Source organism: Methanosarcina sp. (assembly GCF_049706645.1).
Classification (GTDB): domain Archaea; phylum Halobacteriota; class Methanosarcinia; order Methanosarcinales; family Methanosarcinaceae; genus Methanosarcina.
Genome location: NZ_JBNAKP010000041.1, coordinates 1 through 17,981, shown reverse-complemented (window position 1 = coordinate 17,981; position 17,981 = coordinate 1). Strand labels below are relative to the sequence as shown.

Annotated in this window: 16 protein-coding genes, 3 tRNA genes and 1 rRNA gene; 10 read left to right on the top strand and 10 right to left on the bottom strand. The window is 44.0% G+C overall.

The features are described from left to right. A 5S ribosomal RNA gene (gene rrf, locus ACPK8D_RS13840) occupies positions 1–87 on the top strand; the annotation flags it as partial. Between the two features lie 477 nt (positions 88–564). Here rrf and bfr read toward each other — a convergent pair. Next, positions 565–1,029 (bottom strand): bacterioferritin, encoded by a 465-nt coding sequence (gene bfr, locus ACPK8D_RS13835; RefSeq protein ID WP_424718442.1) that lies wholly within the window; start codon positions 1,027–1,029, stop codon positions 565–567. Between the two features lie 866 nt (positions 1,030–1,895). On the opposite strand from bfr, the gene ACPK8D_RS13830 reads away from it, so the two are divergent. The 7 genes from ACPK8D_RS13830 (at position 1,896) to tpiA (ending at position 6,629) form a co-directional block, all read left to right on the top strand. After that, the gene (locus ACPK8D_RS13830) at positions 1,896–2,261 is read left to right on the top strand and encodes a hypothetical protein (protein ID WP_424718441.1); all 366 of its coding nucleotides are present in this window, start codon (positions 1,896–1,898) and stop codon (positions 2,259–2,261) included. 165 nt (positions 2,262–2,426) lie between these two features. Then, positions 2,427–3,017 carry a YIP1 family protein gene (locus ACPK8D_RS13825; protein ID WP_424718440.1) on the top strand — a complete coding sequence of 197 codons (591 nt, stop codon included), beginning with the start codon at positions 2,427–2,429 and terminating at the stop codon, positions 3,015–3,017. Between the two features lie 147 nt (positions 3,018–3,164). Beyond that, a tRNA-Cys gene (locus ACPK8D_RS13820) sits at positions 3,165–3,236 on the top strand. A gap of 81 nt (positions 3,237–3,317) precedes the next feature. Beyond that, a tRNA-Cys gene (locus tag ACPK8D_RS13815) sits at positions 3,318–3,389 on the top strand. Positions 3,390–3,756: 367 nt separating this feature from the next. Continuing rightward, positions 3,757–4,371, top strand: coding sequence for an endonuclease III domain-containing protein (locus tag ACPK8D_RS13810; protein ID WP_424718439.1), 615 nt, complete (start codon positions 3,757–3,759; stop codon positions 4,369–4,371). A gap of 268 nt (positions 4,372–4,639) precedes the next feature. Then, a complete protein-coding gene (locus ACPK8D_RS13805) occupies positions 4,640–5,818 on the top strand; it encodes a bifunctional 5,6,7,8-tetrahydromethanopterin hydro-lyase/3-hexulose-6-phosphate synthase (RefSeq protein WP_424718438.1) in 1,179 nt (392 codons plus the stop codon). Positions 5,819–5,960: 142 nt separating this feature from the next. Next, the gene (gene tpiA / locus ACPK8D_RS13800; RefSeq protein WP_424718437.1) at positions 5,961–6,629 is read left to right on the top strand and encodes a triose-phosphate isomerase; all 669 of its coding nucleotides are present in this window, start codon (positions 5,961–5,963) and stop codon (positions 6,627–6,629) included. Between the two features lie 102 nt (positions 6,630–6,731). Here tpiA and ACPK8D_RS13795 read toward each other — a convergent pair whose 3' ends face one another. The 6 genes from ACPK8D_RS13795 to ACPK8D_RS13770 form a co-directional block, all read right to left on the bottom strand. Further along, a complete protein-coding gene (locus tag ACPK8D_RS13795; protein ID WP_424718436.1) occupies positions 6,732–8,273 on the bottom strand; it encodes a HEAT repeat domain-containing protein in 1,542 nt (513 codons plus the stop codon). An 84-nt stretch (positions 8,274–8,357) separates the two neighbouring features. Further along, a complete protein-coding gene (locus ACPK8D_RS13790) occupies positions 8,358–9,797 on the bottom strand; it encodes a prephenate dehydrogenase (RefSeq protein WP_424718443.1) in 1,440 nt (479 codons plus the stop codon). 32 nt (positions 9,798–9,829) lie between these two features. Then, positions 9,830–10,672, bottom strand: coding sequence for a shikimate dehydrogenase (locus ACPK8D_RS13785; RefSeq protein ID WP_424718435.1), 843 nt, complete (start codon positions 10,670–10,672; stop codon positions 9,830–9,832). Further along, the gene (aroD, locus tag ACPK8D_RS13780; RefSeq protein ID WP_424718434.1) at positions 10,669–11,397 is read right to left on the bottom strand and encodes a type I 3-dehydroquinate dehydratase; all 729 of its coding nucleotides are present in this window, start codon (positions 11,395–11,397) and stop codon (positions 10,669–10,671) included. The genes ACPK8D_RS13785 and aroD overlap by 4 nt, the downstream gene beginning before the upstream one ends. Before the next feature lie 50 nt (positions 11,398–11,447). Continuing rightward, positions 11,448–12,590 carry a 3-dehydroquinate synthase II gene (locus tag ACPK8D_RS13775; protein ID WP_424718433.1) on the bottom strand — a complete coding sequence of 381 codons (1,143 nt, stop codon included), beginning with the start codon at positions 12,588–12,590 and terminating at the stop codon, positions 11,448–11,450. A 108-nt stretch (positions 12,591–12,698) separates the two neighbouring features. After that, positions 12,699–13,496 carry a 2-amino-3,7-dideoxy-D-threo-hept-6-ulosonate synthase gene (locus ACPK8D_RS13770; protein ID WP_424718432.1) on the bottom strand — a complete coding sequence of 266 codons (798 nt, stop codon included), beginning with the start codon at positions 13,494–13,496 and terminating at the stop codon, positions 12,699–12,701. Between the two features lie 417 nt (positions 13,497–13,913). Between ACPK8D_RS13770 and ACPK8D_RS13765 the strand changes: the two genes are divergently transcribed. Next, on the top strand, positions 13,914–14,483 hold the full coding sequence (locus ACPK8D_RS13765) for a GMP synthase subunit A (RefSeq protein ID WP_424718431.1): 570 nt from the start codon (positions 13,914–13,916) through the stop codon (positions 14,481–14,483). Positions 14,484–14,599: 116 nt separating this feature from the next. On the opposite strand, the gene ACPK8D_RS13760 is transcribed toward ACPK8D_RS13765, so the two are convergent. Together ACPK8D_RS13760 and ACPK8D_RS13755 are read right to left on the bottom strand one after the other, a co-directional pair. Next, the gene (locus tag ACPK8D_RS13760) at positions 14,600–15,931 is read right to left on the bottom strand and encodes a signal recognition particle protein Srp54 (protein ID WP_424718430.1); all 1,332 of its coding nucleotides are present in this window, start codon (positions 15,929–15,931) and stop codon (positions 14,600–14,602) included. 260 nt (positions 15,932–16,191) lie between these two features. Continuing rightward, positions 16,192–16,266 (bottom strand) — tRNA-Met (locus tag ACPK8D_RS13755). A gap of 238 nt (positions 16,267–16,504) precedes the next feature. Here ACPK8D_RS13755 and ACPK8D_RS13750 point away from each other — a divergent pair. After that, on the top strand, positions 16,505–16,696 hold the full coding sequence (locus ACPK8D_RS13750) for a hypothetical protein (protein WP_424718429.1): 192 nt from the start codon (positions 16,505–16,507) through the stop codon (positions 16,694–16,696). Positions 16,697–16,801: 105 nt separating this feature from the next. Here the strand turns inward: ACPK8D_RS13750 and ACPK8D_RS13745 are convergent, their stop codons facing one another. After that, positions 16,802–17,659 carry a protease inhibitor I42 family protein gene (locus ACPK8D_RS13745; RefSeq protein WP_424718428.1) on the bottom strand — a complete coding sequence of 286 codons (858 nt, stop codon included), beginning with the start codon at positions 17,657–17,659 and terminating at the stop codon, positions 16,802–16,804. Positions 17,660–17,981: the final 322 nt, after the last annotated feature.

Genomic DNA, 17,981 nt, shown 5'->3' with positions numbered 1-17,981 from the left:
CATCCCGAACACAGCAGATAAGCCTGCCCACGTTCCTGACTGTACTGAAGTACGCGAGTCTTCGGGAACTCTGGATCGCTGCCATACTCACCCTATACCTATTTTAAAATCATTTTTTTTAACACTAGCTTTTCTGATACCATTTTATATTGTTTTTTGATCCTGATTCTATATTGTTTTTTTATACTGGTTTTGATGTTACTCGTTACATTGCTTTGAATTTACTCTTTTAAAACGTTTTATCTACTTAATTTACAGTAGGTCTGTTCTTTTCTTTCTGCTTTTATACTTGAGCGAACATAGCAAGAAAAGCAGCTTACTGCTGCCAAGCGCAATTCGGACGGCAACTCAGATTGCATAATAAATAACTAAAAAAGATTAGTATATTAGTATAAAAGATGCTAAAAATCTGGTTTTTAATTTCTTACTGTATGAAGCTTTAGGTGGATACTCCTGGGGCATTGGAAGGTTTTACCTTTTATCAGGCCTTTTCCACGAGTGGCCCCAGGGATATTCTTAAAACTTAGAGATGCAGCGTTATTTCCTTAAGTGCCGCCCTTATCATTAGATCTGCTGCGCCAGATAATTCTGGATACCTATCTGGTTGATCTGGTCCATTTGGGCCTCGATCCAGTCAATATGCTCTGTTTCTTCCTTAAGGATCGACTCGATAAGCACTTTAGTGTCGTTATCTCCCAGCTCCGTTGCCAGACGGATGGCTTGATTATAGCCTTTAATAGCTCCCTCTTCGGCCCAGTGATCATGATCATGCATTTTCGGTACTTGATCGCCGATGCGAATCTCACTCAGATTGCTGACTATGGGTTTTCCTTCGAGGAAGAGAATGCGTTCGATTAGCTTTTCTGCGTGTTTCATCTCGGTAATGGCTCGCTTTTCGATTGCCTCACCCAGCCGGTCGTAATTCCAATTTTCGCACATTTCGGCATGGACAAAGTATTGGTTAACAGCGGCCAGTTCATCTGCTAGACGAGCGTTTAGACAATCGATTAATCTCTGATCTCCTTTCAAATATATGCCCCCTTACAAAAGAAATTACGGTTTTTATATTTATACTTAAACTCTAAAATAAATTTTCCATATTTGCCTGGCTCTTGAAAACGTTACTAATTCATGTTTTGATTGACGTTACTCAGGCTATCCAGAACTCATTTTATTCTTAAGCATTAAAACTTCCCTGTCTCCCCAGAATATTATGCGGTACATGTTATATAAACAAACTGAATATAAATAGGCTATGTGTTAATAAAATAGGAATTCTTGATTTATAAAAGTCCAGTAGAAGGTTTATATTGCAATTTTCTTGAGCAAACGAAGAAGTCTAAATTACAAAAATAAAAATTAGTTATGAATTTAGAAAAGGTTTAAAATCACTTATTATTGCTCCCAGGTTCTTGATACGCTTCTTTCTGTTTTTCTTCCCCTATTTTTTCTGTCAATCTCGAAAGGGACCTTGCGACAATTTCCTTGTCAGGTGAATTCAGCTGCTCGAAAATTGACAAAGAAATTAAATAATTCCTCAGCAGCACTATATTCTCCCATTATTCATTTATTCCTCTAAGCCGGCACAATCTTGTTGCAATTCCGCTCTTACTCCAGCTCCTCTTTCATTTTTAATGACTAGTAAGCCTAAATTAAACAAGTCATTTCCATCATCCAGAATTTTATGATCTGTCCAGAATTATCCAAGTCTTTCTGTCTTTCTGTAAAGAAGCCTAAATCAGCAAACTTATAGATTTTTAATTATTTTCTGTTTTTGATCGATGACACTTAGCTATTAGAGGAATCAACATCAAACTTTAATTCTGTGAATATTATAAAAATTGTCTAAAATTGTTAAATACCATGAAGCCCTTAATTATTTGTGAGGGATGTTTATGAGTGGTCAAGAAAGTAGAGACATGTTTGGCTTTAGGCTTGAAAAGTGGGTTCTCGGGATAGACGAATGCGCGTTTGAAAATTTAAGAGATATTGGAAAAAGTAAATCCCTGCGTCAACACCTTATTGAGTCAGTTGATAACTGGGTAAACAAAAAGGAGCCACTTTTAACAGATGAATTCATTTTGGAGATATGTGATTTTATTAAAAGCGAAAATGAAGACCTTTACTACCGTTTGATGAATAAATGCGCCCTAAAAGGAATAACTGTAGGTGAGGGCATATTTGAAGCTCTGGGCTTGCTGACGTGTAGAACAGTAGATGAGCAGCAGTGCAGAGAGCTTAGAGATAATTTTTCTGAATAACACGTTTGATTGGTTTTTATATTTGTCAGGCTGAACCTTAATAAGTTTCAGCATTTCTATTTTTTCCGTAGTTTTCTAATTACCTGTTAATCCTGAAAACAGAATTTCATTTTTTGATAAATTTGTTTAAATAAAAATCAAGCGTATATTTATTGGGGGTAACTTATGGGTTACATCGAAACCTGGAAAGAGGTTATGCAAAGACCGTCTGATTTTTACAGGGGAATGCCAGAGACCGGAGGATACGCTGATCCACTTACTTTTGCAGCAATCAGCTTCATTATATATGCGCTTCTAACCGCGCTTTTAACTGCACTTCTTGGCCGTGGAATGTATATGGACGGCATGTACGACGGAATGTATGGCAGTGCTGGAGAGTTCGGCTTTTTTGCGATACTTATGACTGTAATCATCACACCTATTGCAGGTATCATTTCTCTCTTTATCGAAGCTGCAATACTGTATGTTATTTATAAAGTGCTTGGAGGTACGGGAAGTTACGAAGGTACTGTAAGATTCATATCTTATGCAACTGCTGTGCTGGTGCTTACCTGGATTCCTATTATTGGCTGGATTGTCGGGATTTACGGAATATATCTCTATATCGTAGGAGGTATGCACGTACACGATGTAAGCATGGCAAGGTCCGCAATAGCTGTGTTCCTGCCCGTTTTACTGGGTATCCTGCTTATGATCATCATTATGGCAGGGTTACTTGCTTCAACAGGATTATTTCCTCTCCGCGCTCTTTTGTAATGGAGTTACCCTTTTATAGGTAAAACTCCCTTTAGTTTTAGCGCATGTGTCCCTCAAAAATTTAGGGAGATATTGCCTTAAACTAAATATTTATATATTAGAACTTCCTTTAATTGCATCTACACGAGCAATAAGATCCTCAAAAGTGCCAAGATGGCGGAGCGGCTACGCAATCGCCTGCAGAGCGATTCCATTCCGGTTCGAATCCGGATCTTGGCTTTAAATACTTCTTTAAATAGCCAACTGTTAAATAATCAGTTAACCTGAAATTATAAAATAGGCTAACTGAATCCAAATAGTGCCAAGGTGGCGGAGCGGCTACGCAATCGCCTGCAGAGCGATTCCACTCCGGTTCGAATCCGGACCTTGGCTTCTTTTCAAAAATTTCTTTCTCTTTTGTCCAGGGCTTTTAACTCCTTAATTTATTTCTTTGAATTCTCATTTTTTAATCCGCTTGAGCGAACGAAATAATTTTTTTGCCCATAAATAAGTCCCCTTGAGCTCAGTTCAGTTTCTTTATTATAATTAGCCCTCTTGAGCGCAAGCGTTGCGTCGCTTGACCACGCCTACAATACCTTTTTCGCTCAAGCCTTTTTAAAAAGGCTTGTGAAAAGGTCCCAGTCTTCCCGAGACGGGACTCGGGGAACGAAACTGACAGCAGGCTTCCGAAACGCAATTCCGGCGGTTCAACTCATTTGTCGGACCTTATTTTTATATTAGAAAAGGCTAATTCTCGAACATGGATCTTGATGAACTCATGCGAAGGCTTTTCGAACTTTATCCTGAGGGTTATGACTATGGTTTTAATGATCCCTTTTCGGCGTTAATTTCCACTGTGATGTCCCAGAGAACCCGGGGCAATGTAACCTGTTCTGCAGCAAGGAGGCTTTTTGAGAGGTTTTCAACGCCTGAAAAGATGGTGAAGGCTGACGTTAGCGAGATTGAGTCCCTTATAAAAGAAGTTGGCTTTTACAGGATCAAAGCAGGGAGAATAAAGGAAATTTCCCGAATTCTTCTAGAAAAGTACGACGGCAGGGTCCCTGATGATATGGAAGCCCTTCTTGAACTGCCCGGGGTCGGCCGAGAGACTGCTAACTGCGTGCTTGCCGATGCTTTCCTTAAAGATGCCCTTGCAGTGGATACGCACGTTCACAGGATTTCTAACAGGCTCGGCCTGATAGAGACGAAAGTCCCTGAAGAAACTGAAACTGAATTGAAAAAGATCTTTCCACAGAAATACTGGAGACACATAAACCTCCTGCTTGTAAAATTAGGGCAAAATATCTGCCGGCCTATCTCTCCCAGGTGCGGAATCTGTACCCTGAATGATATGTGTCCCAAGATCCTCCTTTAATAGCGGTTTCCTCTGGCTCCGGATATTTTGAAACCAGATCCATAAATCGAAATTATGAGACTTATCAGGGTTGTAAAGGGTTGTAAAAAAACCTGCAGGGCGATACGAGATTATTTATATAAGGCTGCCATTTAGCAGGCAAAAGGGTTATCTCTATCCTCGGTTTGATGGCAAACCCACTTCATTATGAAGCCATCGCCACGCTTACAGATTATCAATACGCTTATTAATTTCGGATATATTATTTATTGAATTTACGAGGTCAAATATGTTTCAAATAGGAGAAGCATTAATGGGGCAGGGCGCAGAACTTGCCCATGTTGATTTGATGATAGGAGATAAGGGAGGACCCGTGGGGCAGGCTTTTGCAAACGGCCTGACCCAGCTTTCAGTCGGACATACCCCGCTCCTTTCAGTTATCAGGCCTAACCTGCCGTCCAAACCTTCAACCCTTATTATCCCGAAGGTTACGGTAAAGAATATGGAACAGGCAGCAAAAATTTTCGGGCCTGCCCAGACGGCGGTCGCAAAAGCAGTAGCAGACTCAGTCGAAGAAGGCGTAATCTCAAAGGACCAGGTTGAAGACCTTGTCATTGTAGCCAGTGTCTTTATCCATCCTGATGCCCAGGATTACAACAAGATCTACAGGTACAACTACGGAGCAACAAAGCTTGCAATCAAGCGTGCTCTCGACGGCTTCCCGAACATTAACACTGTGCTCGAAGAAAGCAATAAGTCCACCCATGCCATTATGGGATTCAAGGTCACAAGGCTCTGGGATCCACCCTACCTTCAGATTGCTTTTGATAATCCTAACATTGAATTCGTGCTTTCTGCCATTTCCCAGATTCCCAAGAGCGATCACGTTATTATCGAGGCAGGCACGCCCCTTATCAAACGCTATGGTATGGACGTCATCTCGAAGATCAGAGATGTCAGGCCCGATGCCTTTATCGTAGCCGACTTGAAAACCCTGGACACAGGAAACCTTGAAGCAAGAATGGTTGCCGATGCTGCCGGAGATGCTATTGTGGTTTCTGCCCTTGCCCCGATCAGCACTATTGACAAGCTCATTGAGGAAGCGCATAAGACAGGCATCTATGCAGTCATGGATACGCTTAACCAGAACGACCCGATTTCTGTCTTAAAACAGCTTAAGGTCATGCCTGATGTCATTGAACTCCACCGTGGAATCGACATCGAGGGCACCGAACATGCCTGGGGCAATATTGAAGAGATTAAGAAGGTTGCTCCAAAAGCTCTGGTTGCTGTTGCAGGCGGGGTCCGTCTTGACAAGGTGCCTGTGGCTCTGAGCCAGGGTGCTGACATTCTTGTGGTGGGACGTGCGATCACCAATGCAAAAGATATCAGGGATGTTGCCGAACAGTTTATCAACAGCCTTAACAAACCGGAAATTGACCAGTTCAGGGTCATGACTGACTTCTGAGCAGGTTTAAGAATTTCCCAAAAAAGTTGCCGGAAGCTACTGCCAAAGGATGGAACCATGCAGTGCTTTCGGCAGAAATTTGTCAGCGAAAGCGCTGAAATCTGCGCTTTCCATTTCTTTTCACTTTTCAAGAGGGGATTTCTTGGGTTTACCATTCATTTTATTGAACTATAAGACTTATTTGCAGGGCACGGGCAAGGGAGCAGTGGAAATTGCAAAGGCCTGCAAAGCCGTGTCCGAAGAATCAGGTATCGAGATAGCAGTAGCCCCCCAGCTTCCGGATATTTACAGGGTAGCCTCGGAAGTTGAGCTTCCGGTCTTTTCCCAGCATCTGGATGGGGTAGGGGCAGGAAGCTTCACGGGTCATATTTTCGGAAAATCCGTAGAAGAGGCAGGCGCTGTAGGAACCCTGATCAATCATTCTGAAAGGCGCCTGACGCTTGCAGAGATCGAAGCATCATTAAAGGCTGCAAAGGAATTCGGGCTCAGGACAGTTATCTGTACTAACAATGTCCCGACAACTGCAGCAGCTGCAGCCCTGGGTCCGGATTATGTTGCAATCGAACCTCCTGAACTTATAGGGAGCGGAATTCCTGTCTCAAAGGCTGATCCTGAAGTTGTTAGCGGTTCCGTTAAGGCAGTTGCGAAAATCGATTCCAAGGTAAAGGTTCTTTGTGGAGCCGGAATTTCGAAAGGTGAAGATCTCAGGGCAGCCCTTGACCTTGGCTCTCAAGGTGTGCTTCTGGCGTCTGGAATTGTAAAAGCTGCAGACCCAAAAATCGCACTGGAAGAACTTATCCGTCTGGTTTAAGTCTCTTTTTGATATTCACTCCCAAAAAACGGATGATTAGGAATAGATATTGCATTAAAAGGAATACGGCTGAAAAGCCGCCCTTATTTAATCTTTTTTGGATTACTGGTATGCCAGAATAAGAGGTTTAATCGCTTTTGGATCGCCGATCTCGATAAGAAGTAGAGCGGTCTCATCCTTTGTTTTTTTGTCAGTTGTTTTCAGGTTCTCTATCAAAGGGTCAACTGCTACTCCTTCCATATTCTTCAAGGCTCCTCTGGCACTGGCTCCGAATTCTGTATCTCCCAGTTTTGCCACGAGCAATCCCGCAACTTCCTGGTTTCTGGTCTGGCTAAGAGCAAAGAAAGCTTGTTTTCTGAGGTTTACATCTATGCTTTTATTGTCAAATACACTTTTTAGAGTCTGTACAGCCTGTGGATCTCCTATCCCTCCGAGAGCTGAAACTGCAGCCATTCTAACTGAGAGCATTTCCTCTTTATCGTTGAGTATACCAGTTAGAGTCTCAGTCGCTTCAGGGCTTCCGATTCCTCCAAGAGCAAGGACAGCACTCTTTCGGAGATCCTCATTAGAGTTAAGCGAATCTTTTGCTCTTCCCCCTGAAAGTTTCCCACTGTTCAGGACTTCTATAAGAGGCTCTACCGCGGCCTCGTTTCCTATTTTTCCGAGTGACAGGGCTGCACTACTTCTCACCACTATACTATTGTCCCTCAGTCTATCAATCAGATTTGGTACGGTTGTTTCTTTTCCTATTTTCCCAAGAGCTATTGCAGCATTGCTCCTGATCGTGGGATTCTCACCGTCTTTCATTCGTTCTAGCAGGATATCTACTGCTCCTTCATCCCCGATTTCTCCAAGTGCAAATACTGCGCTGCTTTGTACCGGGGGATAGTCTCGAACCAAAATTCCTGTTATGGGATCTATTGCTGCTACTTCTTTTCTTTCTCCAAGAGCCATTAAAGCTGCAACTCTTATGTTTCCACTGTCGCTTTTAAGAGCTTTAAGAAGCTTTTCAGTTTCGCTTCCTGGCTCATCAGGTCCAAATTCTGAGAGTGCAACGGAATCATAAACACTTGAGTTCTGTTCTTCTGCTTTAAGTGCTGTTTCAAGAGCATTTGTTTCGTCTTTATAGTCCCTGTCAAGAGAAGTTGCAAGATTTCTTCTCATTGTTTTATCCTTGGCTTCCATAGCCTGCAGAATCTCACCTGCGGCTCCACTCTGTGCCTCTTCTTCGACTGCATTCCCAGTTGTAGCATTTTTTAAATTCTTTTCTACAAAGCTTTCGGAAAAGATATTTTCTGCTCGATCATCTCCGGTTTCAAGGAGCGCAAGAAGCATATAACTGTTTACTTTTTCTGAACTCGAAAGGTTTGACTCGATTCTCTCAATAAGACCATTAGCCGCCAGCCCTCTAAACTTCCCAAGTTCAGCTGCGGCGCTCAATCTTGTTTCATGATTGCCGGCTTCCAGCCGATTTGTGAGGTTTAAGATCAGATCTTCGCTTGAAACCCCAGATCCTGTCTGTGGGTACGTCTCATTTCCCCTGACTTCCATAAACCTATCACTATTTGCAAGAAGTGAAAAAAATATAGAAAGAGTGATAAGGACAAATAAAAGAGAAACTCTCCATTTAACTCCAGACATCATATCATCTTTTTTTTTATTGTTTATATTACTTTCTCCTCATATTAACACAGACGTCTCAGGAAGAGATTTTTTACCTTTGAGGCTTCAGGTTTTTCTCTCTAGATTTTTCTCTCTTATCCTGCACCCCAGGCCGCAAAGAAGGGCTATTACCTCGGATTCGACAGAATCGGCATTGCAATCCCCAAAAATCGTTATCCTGTAAGTAACTGCTAGTTCTTCCGCTTTTTTTCTTTCTTTTTCGGTTTCTACCCGACTAAGTCCTTTATAGTCTATCCGGTTAAATCCTCTATAAATATCACTTATTTCACAGGCTGCAAGCTGTTTGTTTGTATTTATAGCGTTAAGTATAACTTCAGGATCAGCCCCTTGAGGGATAAGAACCGAAATATCCCTGGTAGAATGCTCAAGGTTTTCTTTTCTCCATTCCCACAATTCGGATTCCGAAAGCAGGCGAAGATTTTCAAGTTTGAGTTTTACTAATTTATTTTTTATATGGGGGGAAGTTCCCTTTGAGGCCAACTTCGTCAGAACAATCTCATCCGGCCCTACCTTCTCCAGGGTACCTACATGGATTTTTCCGGAATAAAAATGGGAAAACCCACAGACTTTTCCAACGGAGTTCAGGATGGTTTCGTATTCGGCTATTCTGGAATTAATCAGTTTGTCCGATTTGCGCAGGGCATGAGCCGTATCTCCGTACTGTCGAGCAGCAGCTTTCATTTTTTTCGCAAAGCCTTCCTCGTCGTGGGCTCGTACAAGCCTTGAAAGTTCTTCACATTCCCTGATAAATGCGTCATGCACCTCCAGAACTCCGGGATTTTCCATCTGGATAAGGGCATACAGATATGGGTTCTGGCCGAGAATCCTGCCTACGAAGTCCAGCATTATATCGTAGACCGGGCTTACGAATTTTCTGGATCGTTTTACATCAAAGTCTAACCTGTCAATTGTCGTTCCTATGCTGATATAGGCAAAATGCGTGAGTCCCTGTACAACCGAGACAAGCCTGTCATGTTCGGCTGCAGTAGTAATTTCAACATGCGCCCCGCCTTCCTCAAAAAGCTCCTTTATTACCGGGAACCACCTTTCCGAGCGTCCCTTTACAGGAACGAGAATGACAGTCTGCCCCCGGATTGTACGAATCGTTGGGCCGAACATCGGATGAGTGCCCAGAATTTCCACATCTGAAGGGGCGAATTTTCTCATGGCTTCTACAGGCTTTACTTTAATGGAAGTAAAGTCCATAAGAAGACTTCCGACTTTCATTTTCGGGGCAAATTCCGCAATAGTCTCCTCAGTCACATTAATGGGCACCGAGACTATTACTATATCACTTACCGGAACAGTTTCTTCGAGATCCGAGGCAAAAGGAACTTCCAGTTTCCTTGCAATCTCCGTTTTTCCACCTTTTCCCCAGACTGTAACTTTGTAACCCCTTTCTTTGAAAAATCGGGTAAACCACTGTCCCATTTCTCCGGTTCCACCAAGGATCAGAACTTTCGTTTTTTCAGGATTTTGATCCATACTGGTCTGACTTCCGGATTCCAGATTAACACTCAAGCCTGCAAAGCCTCCAGAACAGTTTTTTTCATAAGTTCGACTGGAGGTTCGATTCCTGTCCAGAGTCTGAAAGCTTCAGCTCCCTGATAGACAAGCATTAGGACTCCACTCACGGTCTTCGCACCTGAGGCTTTTGCTTCTCTTAAGAGTCTGGTTTCCAGAGGGTTATAGACAATATCAAAGACAGTAAGGCCAGGGTGGAGCTCTTCTGCTGTGGCAATAGCAGTGTCTGTATTCGGGTGCATTCCAAGAGTGGTAGTGTTGATCAGGACACTGGCATTCTCTAAAAGGTCTTTTAATCCGGAGAGCCCTTTTCCCTCGACTTTTCCGGGAAGGGCTGCGGCTGAGATATCTTTTGCAAGCTCAATCGCCCTTTCTTCGGTCCGGTTTATTATTATGATTTCAGCGCCGTCAGCCGCAAGCTGAAAAGCAATAGCTCTTGCTGCTCCGCCTGCCCCTGCAAGTACTATCTTTGACCCCTTTATTTCCACTGCAACGTCCTGAAGTGCCTGTTTTGCTCCCAACCCATCGGTATTGTATCCCCGGATTTCTCCCGTTTCCCCAAAAACGATAGTGTTTACAGCCCCTATCCTTTCGGCCAGTGGATCCGGTTTTATGCAGCCAAGTTTCAAAGCTGCCTCTTTTAAAGGCACTGTCAGGTTGAGCCCTCCGAATCCCATAGCTTCAGCCCCAAGAATTGCTCTTCCCAGTTTTTCGGGTTTGACCCTGAAAGCGTGATAGATACAGTCCATCCCAAGGGCTGAAAAAGCTGCGTTATGCATTGCAGGAGAAAGGGAATGGCCTATAGGGTCTCCAAATACGCCAAAAACTTGCTTCATTCGAGCAGCTCCATTATCTTTTTTATTTCAGCTACCTGAAACTGTCCGGGAGCTGCAGAAACCGTATCTTCGACAGCCGCATATGTCAGGACCGAACCGTAAAAAGGAGCAATCACCCTTGTATGCTTTCCGAGCTTGCCCATCGCGATTGCACATACAGCGCCTCCTGCTTCCGTGGCATCCAGTGCAGCTCTTAACAGGTCAAGTACATCTCTCATCGAGTGCGGCATAACAGCAAGTTTCGCAATATCTGCCCCTGCCAGAAAAGCCTCTTCAAAAATAGCTTTCATTTCCTGAAAAGCCGGAGTTTTTAAAAAGTCATGGGAAGAAATTATTATAGTTTTTCCGCAGGCTTTTGCCGCTTTTACTGCTCTGTCTCTCGCATCTCTCCCTGCAGAGAGCTCAATATCTACGACGTCCGGCCCGTCTTTCAGGGAAAGGAGATCTGTTAGAAGCCCGATCCTTTCGGTCTCTTTTCCTTCCCACTTTCCTCCTTCCGCACTGGAGCGGTTTGTAACAATTACCGGAAGCCCGGTTTCGGATTTTATTTTTCTTATTGTTTCTGCAGCTATTTCCAGGTCCCTGATCCCGAGCAAATCCAGCCGGATTTCGAGAATATTGGCTCCCAATTCGGCAGCCTTTTTTGAAGTTTCAAGTGGTTTTTCAAGGATTACTGCGACAATGGCAGCTTTTTCCTCAAGGTCAAGCGGGCCAATACGAATCATTGCTTGCTCCGGTTTTCCTTTTCCGCTGACAATTGTTTTTCTTTGACAGGTTATTTCTCTATAATCGTCTCTTCGATCTTTTTACCGAAATGCCTGGCTCCTTCTTCCAGGCGAACCAGAACTTCGTCGCCTTTCTTGAGTTTGGCAACTGAGACAGGATTCCCGTCTTTTCCAACCAGTTTGATGGTTTCGGCATTCTGCAGGATGGCGCTCAGAGTCCGATCTCCTGCTTTTGCTTCAATAAGCATGAGAGGGCGGCTTTCGATCTTGACCCTGCCCACAATACCTTCTCTCTGTTTCCCTTTTGAATCCACGATAGTTACGGTATCTCCGGTCCGAAGTTCCGAGAGGTAACGGGTTTTGTCTCCGATCTTGATATAAGAATGAACTGCACCTGCGTTTACCCTGAATGGGCGAGCTGCCACATACGGGCTGTCATCGGATTCGGAATTTACCAGAAACATCCCGCTTGCCTGAGAACCTATGAGCATGCCTTCTCCCCTTTGCATGAGATTGCATGTGTCCACACATACCCGGTCTCCCATTCCAAGAGGTTCGACCCGGGTTATAACTGCAGACTCAAGTTCGGTGCTTTCGCTTTCCAGCTCCCTTGCAGCCTGGATGGTATTTTTTATTTCCTGGGGGTCTCCGCTGTCAAGAAGGACACCGTCTGCTCCGGTTTCAAGGGTCTGGAAAGCCAGTCTTGCTTCTTCTGCACTCTTTACCCCGAAAATAATCTTCACTTCATACCGCTGAAGCTCAGCTATCAGGTTTTCCAGAGGGATAACCTTCCAGTCAGTGCCTGTTACAATCAGGAAGTCGCAGACCTTGCCCAGTTCGGCTGCAAAATGCTCATAACGCTTGTCCCGTATTACGACATATCCGCCAACAGCCACTCCTTTGTCCCTGAGAAGAGTTGCTGCATTTATATCAAGAGAACCCGGAGTTTCAAGGGGTAAGGGTTTTGTTCCATCGCCTTCTCCTCTCTTTCCAACGACTACGATCTCAGCCCCGGATTTATTGTCACGGCCAAACGTTGCTACTGGAATACTTCCCAGTTCCCTTACTTTTTCGACGTCTCCTGGGTTTACAAGCACACAGTCGGCCCCTGATTCAAGGCCTGTTGTAATCCTTTCTTTCTGTTGTTCCCATCCGCCTTCATCGGCTTTTATCCATACGCTTTTCTTTTTCAAGGCTTCAACCCCGGTATACTTTCGTTTTTACTCCGGTCTTTTCCCTTTTTTAACTTTTGTTCGAGTCCTGATTCTGCGGTTTTGATTTCGCTTTTCAATATCTCGCTCTCATTTCAGCTGTTCCAGGGCTTCTTCTACAGGTCTTCTGTGATGTACGATTTCGCAAATAGCCCGGGTGAGTCTGACAGGGTCCCTGTGCTGGAAAACATTTCTTCCGATTGCGGCTCCTCTGGCTCCGGCTTCCATTGCCCCGTCAATCATCTCCAGAAGTTCTGAGTCAGTTGAGGTTTTAGGCCCTCCTGCAATAACTACAGGCACAGGGCAGCCTCTGACCACATCTCTGAAGCTGTCAGGATCTCCGGTGTACACGGTTTTTACGACATCAGCCCCGAGTTCGGCCCCTATCCTTGCAGCATGTGCTACATTTATAGGGTCGTGCGGGTTGGTGATTTTCTTCCCTCTGGGGTACATCATGGTAAGAAGAGGCACACCCCATTCCGTACAGTCCCTGGAAATCTTTCCGAGCTGCTCAAGCTGGTCAGCTTCGGTTTCAGAGCCTACGTTGATATGCATGGAAACAGCATCGGCTCCCATTTTAATTACTTCTTCCACTGTACAGACCTGCACTTTGGCATTGGGGTCCGGGCTCAGGGAAGAAGAACCACTGATATGCACGATAAGGCCTATATCATGGCCGTATCCCCGGTGCCCGTATTTTACCATTCCTTTCTGCATAAGGACGGCGTTTGCTCCTCCTTCGGCTACTCTGTTTACTGTATCGGTGATATTGATAAGCCCGTCAATAGGCCCGTCTGAAATCCCATGGTCCATTGGAATAACGACCATGTTTCTGCTTTCCCGGTTCATCAGCCTTTCTATACGTATCTTTTTACCAATTTCTGACATTATAATCCCCTTCGAGCGCAAAATGCTCTCTAATTGTTATGAATGGTATTATTCTAAAATTCCGTGCTAGTGTGTGACATACTAGCACACTAAACCTATTTAAAGTTATTCCATCTGGCTACAAGACAAGATATACACTCTAATGTTAATGACAATTCTTGAACTTTTCTGTATATTAATGTCCTACAATGATCCTATCTTGCGGCCCACTTTTTGTCGTACATGCACTGTACCGTTGAAAACACGTTCCAGATTCTAAAAATAAAACCGGATTCGAAGCCTGTCGCCTTCGAAGACAGATAAAGATTCTGAACTTCGGAAACATACAAGAATTAAAATAGGATAAGATTGGCTAATAGAGTAAACTCAGCACGTTGGAAAAAGTACAATTCTACTAAAACAGGAACTGAAGGAATTATGAGAGAACTGAAAATTCTTGTTATTAATAACTACGGACAATTCTGCCATCTAATTCATAGGGCTGTTCGGGATCTTGATATGGATACGAAGATAATTCCCAATACAATGCCAATTGAGGATATCCTGGCAGAAGAACCGGATGGGCTGATCCTCAGCGGTGGGCCGGAAATGGATAGGGCAGGCTTATGTTTCGATTATGTCCGGGAAATCGATCTTCCTATTCTTGGAATTTGTCTCGGGCATCAGGCAATTGCCCTGGCATACGGGGGGCACGTTCATGCAGGGAGAAAAGGCGGGTATGCAGAAGTTGAGATAGAGGTGCTCGAAGAGGATGATATTCTGCGGGGACTCGGGCCCAGGACTACGGTGTGGGCTTCCCATGCAGATGAGGTTGCCATTCTGCCTGAAGGCTTTATCCATCTTGCCCGTTCGGATATCTGTGAGATTGAAGCTATGCGCCACCCTACAAAACCGATTTACGGTGTGCAATGGCATCCTGAGGTTTCCCATACCGAGAAGGGAGAAGAACTGCTTACTAACTTCCTTGAGGTTTGCGAGCAATATTAAGATTGATGTTATTAATTTTAAGGGCATTTCAATATCTCAGGAATCTGGAGTGCCCTTTAATAATGGGTTATAAAAAGAGAAATAAACGCTATAAAGTAAAAAGAGCTCGGGATAAATCACATCCCGAGCCTTTTCTTCATCATTTTCTGAATATTAAATTTTCCGCCTCTAAAACCTTTTAGAGCAGTCTGCATGGTTTTGTGGTATTTCAAAAGCTCTCTTACTTCTTCAGGGCTGCAGCCCGAACCTCTTGAAATCCTTTTTATCCGGGAACCGCCTATGAGCTTTGGATCAGTCATCTCCGCTTCTGTCATGGAGTCCATGATGATCTTGTAATTCTTCATCTTGTCACTTGTAGCCTGGAACATCTCATCCGAGAGCTTTACGCCTCCCATTCCGCCCATTCCCATTGGCAGCATGGACATGATCTGTTTGAGAGGGCCCATCTTGTTCATAGCTTCAAGCTGCTTATACATATCCTTGAGAGTAAAGCGCCCCTGCATCAGGGCTTCCACATTCACATCTTCTTCGCTCAGGGTCTCTTCAGCTTTTTCCATCAGGCTTTTGAGGTCACCCATGCCAAGGAGCCTTGAAATGAACCTGTCAGCTTCAAACTTTTCAAAATCTTCCGGTGTTTCCCCAACACCAATGAAGGCAATAGGGGCCTTTGTTTCGGAAACAGCAGATAAGGCTCCGCCTCCTTTTGCGGTTCCGTCAAGTTTCGTTATAATGACGCCTGTAATCCCCACAGAGTTATTAAAGGCATGAGCCTGCTGACTCGCCTGCTGTCCAATACCTGCGTCCAGCACCATGAACTTGTGGTTTGGCTTTGCAACGGCATTGATCCGTTCCATTTCATCTATCAGCTCGGATTCAAGGGCGTGCCGACCTGCAGTATCCACAATTTTCACATCGTATTTTTCCAGGGCTTTGAGGCCGTTTCTGGTGATTTCGATGGCATCGGGATTGTTTTCTTCTCCATAGAAAGCTACGTTGAGCTTTTCACAGAGGGTCTTAAGCTGATGGTATGCGCCAGGGCGGAAGGTATCTGCAGCAATAACTCCTGCTTTGAGCCCTTTTCTCTGGAAGTAGCGGGCAAGCTTTGCAGTACTGGTAGTTTTTCCGCTTCCCTGAAGCCCAACCATCATTATAGTCTGCGGCTTGAGCTGGATCTCAGCTCCTTTGCCGATAATTTCCATCAATTCCTGGTATACGATGCGGATTACGTGCTCCCTCGGGTTCATACCTGCAGGAGGGTCTTCTTTCATTGCACGCTCTTTGATTTTCTGGGACATTCCCATTACTAGTTTTACATTGACATCGGCCTGGAGCAGAGCTCGCTGGATATCTTTTACTACTTCATTGACCGTGCGCTCATCAATTCGCCCCGCGCCAATCAGCTTCTTGAGCGCTCCCTGTAAAGAGTCTCCAAGTTTTTCCATTACCATATGAAAGTCATCCTGCTGAGTTTTTGAGGATAAATGAAAAGATACTCACAGATTTTATTCACACATTTTCGACCTTGTGTAAGAAAGTAACCTTCCTTAATAAGCCTTGAGTTTTAATAGCTTAAAAAAGGGACAAGTAAATGGATTCTAAATATAAATCGATAACCGGCTATAAAAAAGTTACCGGGTAATAAAAATCTGAAAAGGTGTTGTCTGAAAAAATGTTAATACACAAACAAATTCAGAAAAGAATTTTGCCATAGCGGGGGATGGATTCGAACCATCGGTCTACGGGTTATGAGCCCGTCGGGATCTCCTGGCTACCCCACCCCGCTACAGGGTTTTATTTGTCAGGCCACTTTGCCTGGGATAACAAACACAACATACGAACGATCATTTATATAGTTTTCGGTTGATTCTCCTATCTCTAGAGATTTACTTTGGAACTCAGGGTTTTTCTAAAGAAATTTCGCGACTTTTCTTATTTCTTCAGACCTCCTTATCTATTCGTTATTTTCCTATTATCCGGTTTTTCCGGAAATGTATTTGAAATCCCGAACCCTAAATCATATTATGACAAGGTGCTTATTCTGCGGAGCTTATTGCGAAGTGAAGTGCGGCGTTTACTGCGAAGGCTATCCGGGAAGCCAGGGGGAAAAAGAAAAGGGAGAAGGTACGGAAGTGCTTGGATGTACGCAAATTGGCACATCCTATATCTGCGAGAATTGCCTTAAGGATCTGAAACAGGCTCTGGGACCTCTCTAAATGGGCCAGCCATAGAAGTTCCAGCCCCTGAAGTTAAAAGTGCCCTCCTCCTTTTTACCGAATGGGGATGGTAAATCGAAAGAAAGGGCAGGTATAACCGGTAATTCAGGCAACCTCGATATAAAGTGTGAAGGTGTTTCCCTTTGTAGTTTCATTTTCCCAGGGTTTTTTATATACTCCTGTAACCTGCTGACTGCCTTCAGCTACAGCTTTAATTTCCCATAAGCGAACTCCTCCAGCGCCCACAAGAGGTTGCTCGATTCCTTCAGGCTGTTCAGAAGGATAATATTCTCCCGGGATATCATCGGGTCCCAGGCTCACATTGAGTCCCTGGGTGAGGTTGAGTTCCCAGCGATAACCAGTGGACGGATTTTCAGGTAGTCTAAGGTAAAAAGTCTCTCCATTCTCAAGATTTATGGTCTTCCCGTTGTCAGCTTCAGTTACCATCTGCTGCCTTGGCGGCATGGAGTCGGGAGATTCGTGCGGTACGTTATCGACTGCCAGCTCAAAAGATTCGGTTATTCCGTTCACATTTACAGTGTAGTTTCCGGCGTCGAGGCCCAGGACTTCAAGGGGAATAGTTTCAGTGAAGCTTTCTATTGCCTGCGTACAGATTGCATCTTTCGGACGCTTTGTGCTGATATTAATATTGAAGGCATTTCCTTCTCTTTCAGTCTCTATTTTGTCGATTTCGGTACATCCGTCAGGCAGGTAGCCTTCTGCTATTACCTGTATCTGTACAGGAAAAGACTCAAGGGTGATTATCTGGACGCTCTGTACGTTTGCAGTACTGTATATGTAATATTCCCCACCGGTTCCCTGACTATTGTTTGTTATATTTCCAGGTTCGGTTTCGTTCTGTTCTTCGTCAACGCAGCCGGAAAGAGTAATTGCAAAGACCATAAACAGGATCGTAGAAATTTTCGCATACTTCCAAAACTTATTATTTGTTCCTCTTTTCATATTCCCCTCTATTCTATCTGATACGTTTATGAAAAGATGCGTCTGTTCGGATTTATCCTTTGCTTAAGCTTCAATTCTATTCGCAGCTTTATGGGTCAGCTTTCTTTTTGTTGATCTGAACTTTACCGGAATTGTCGTTTGATAATAAGTTTGCCAGTTCAGTGATTCACAGCGTAATATCTACTTTTAAGCAAATTTAGGACTTACGCAGTTGCCTGCTTTGCAGGCAACTTTTATTTCCGTAAATTTTATCCTAAGTCATAGATTGGATTTCTTATAAATTGACTGACAGCATTTCTTGTAATACTCAATTTTGTTTCAA

What these genes read in the sequence shown, in the direction of transcription:
- ACPK8D_RS13830 (WP_424718441.1), top strand. Translation starts at nt 1,896, where the DNA reads ATGAGTGGTCAAGAAAGTAGAGACATGTTTGGCTTTAGGCTTGAAAAG.
- ACPK8D_RS13825 (WP_424718440.1), top strand. Translation starts at nt 2,427, where the DNA reads ATGGGTTACATCGAAACCTGGAAAGAGGTTATGCAAAGACCGTCTGAT.
- ACPK8D_RS13810 (WP_424718439.1), top strand. Translation starts at nt 3,757, where the DNA reads ATGGATCTTGATGAACTCATGCGAAGGCTTTTCGAACTTTATCCTGAG.
- ACPK8D_RS13805 (WP_424718438.1), top strand. Translation starts at nt 4,640, where the DNA reads ATGTTTCAAATAGGAGAAGCATTAATGGGGCAGGGCGCAGAACTTGCC.
- ACPK8D_RS13795 (WP_424718436.1), bottom strand. Translation starts at nt 8,273, where the DNA reads ATGATGTCTGGAGTTAAATGGAGAGTTTCTCTTTTATTTGTCCTTATC.
- ACPK8D_RS13790 (WP_424718443.1), bottom strand. Translation starts at nt 9,797, where the DNA reads ATGGATCAAAATCCTGAAAAAACGAAAGTTCTGATCCTTGGTGGAACC.
- ACPK8D_RS13785 (WP_424718435.1), bottom strand. Translation starts at nt 10,672, where the DNA reads ATGAAGCAAGTTTTTGGCGTATTTGGAGACCCTATAGGCCATTCCCTT.
- aroD (WP_424718434.1), bottom strand. Translation starts at nt 11,397, where the DNA reads ATGATTCGTATTGGCCCGCTTGACCTTGAGGAAAAAGCTGCCATTGTC.
- ACPK8D_RS13770 (WP_424718432.1), bottom strand. Translation starts at nt 13,496, where the DNA reads ATGTCAGAAATTGGTAAAAAGATACGTATAGAAAGGCTGATGAACCGG.
- ACPK8D_RS13765 (WP_424718431.1), top strand. Translation starts at nt 13,914, where the DNA reads ATGAGAGAACTGAAAATTCTTGTTATTAATAACTACGGACAATTCTGC.
- ACPK8D_RS13760 (WP_424718430.1), bottom strand. Translation starts at nt 15,931, where the DNA reads ATGGTAATGGAAAAACTTGGAGACTCTTTACAGGGAGCGCTCAAGAAG.
- ACPK8D_RS13750 (WP_424718429.1), top strand. Translation starts at nt 16,505, where the DNA reads ATGACAAGGTGCTTATTCTGCGGAGCTTATTGCGAAGTGAAGTGCGGC.
- ACPK8D_RS13745 (WP_424718428.1), bottom strand. Translation starts at nt 17,659, where the DNA reads ATGAAAAGAGGAACAAATAATAAGTTTTGGAAGTATGCGAAAATTTCT.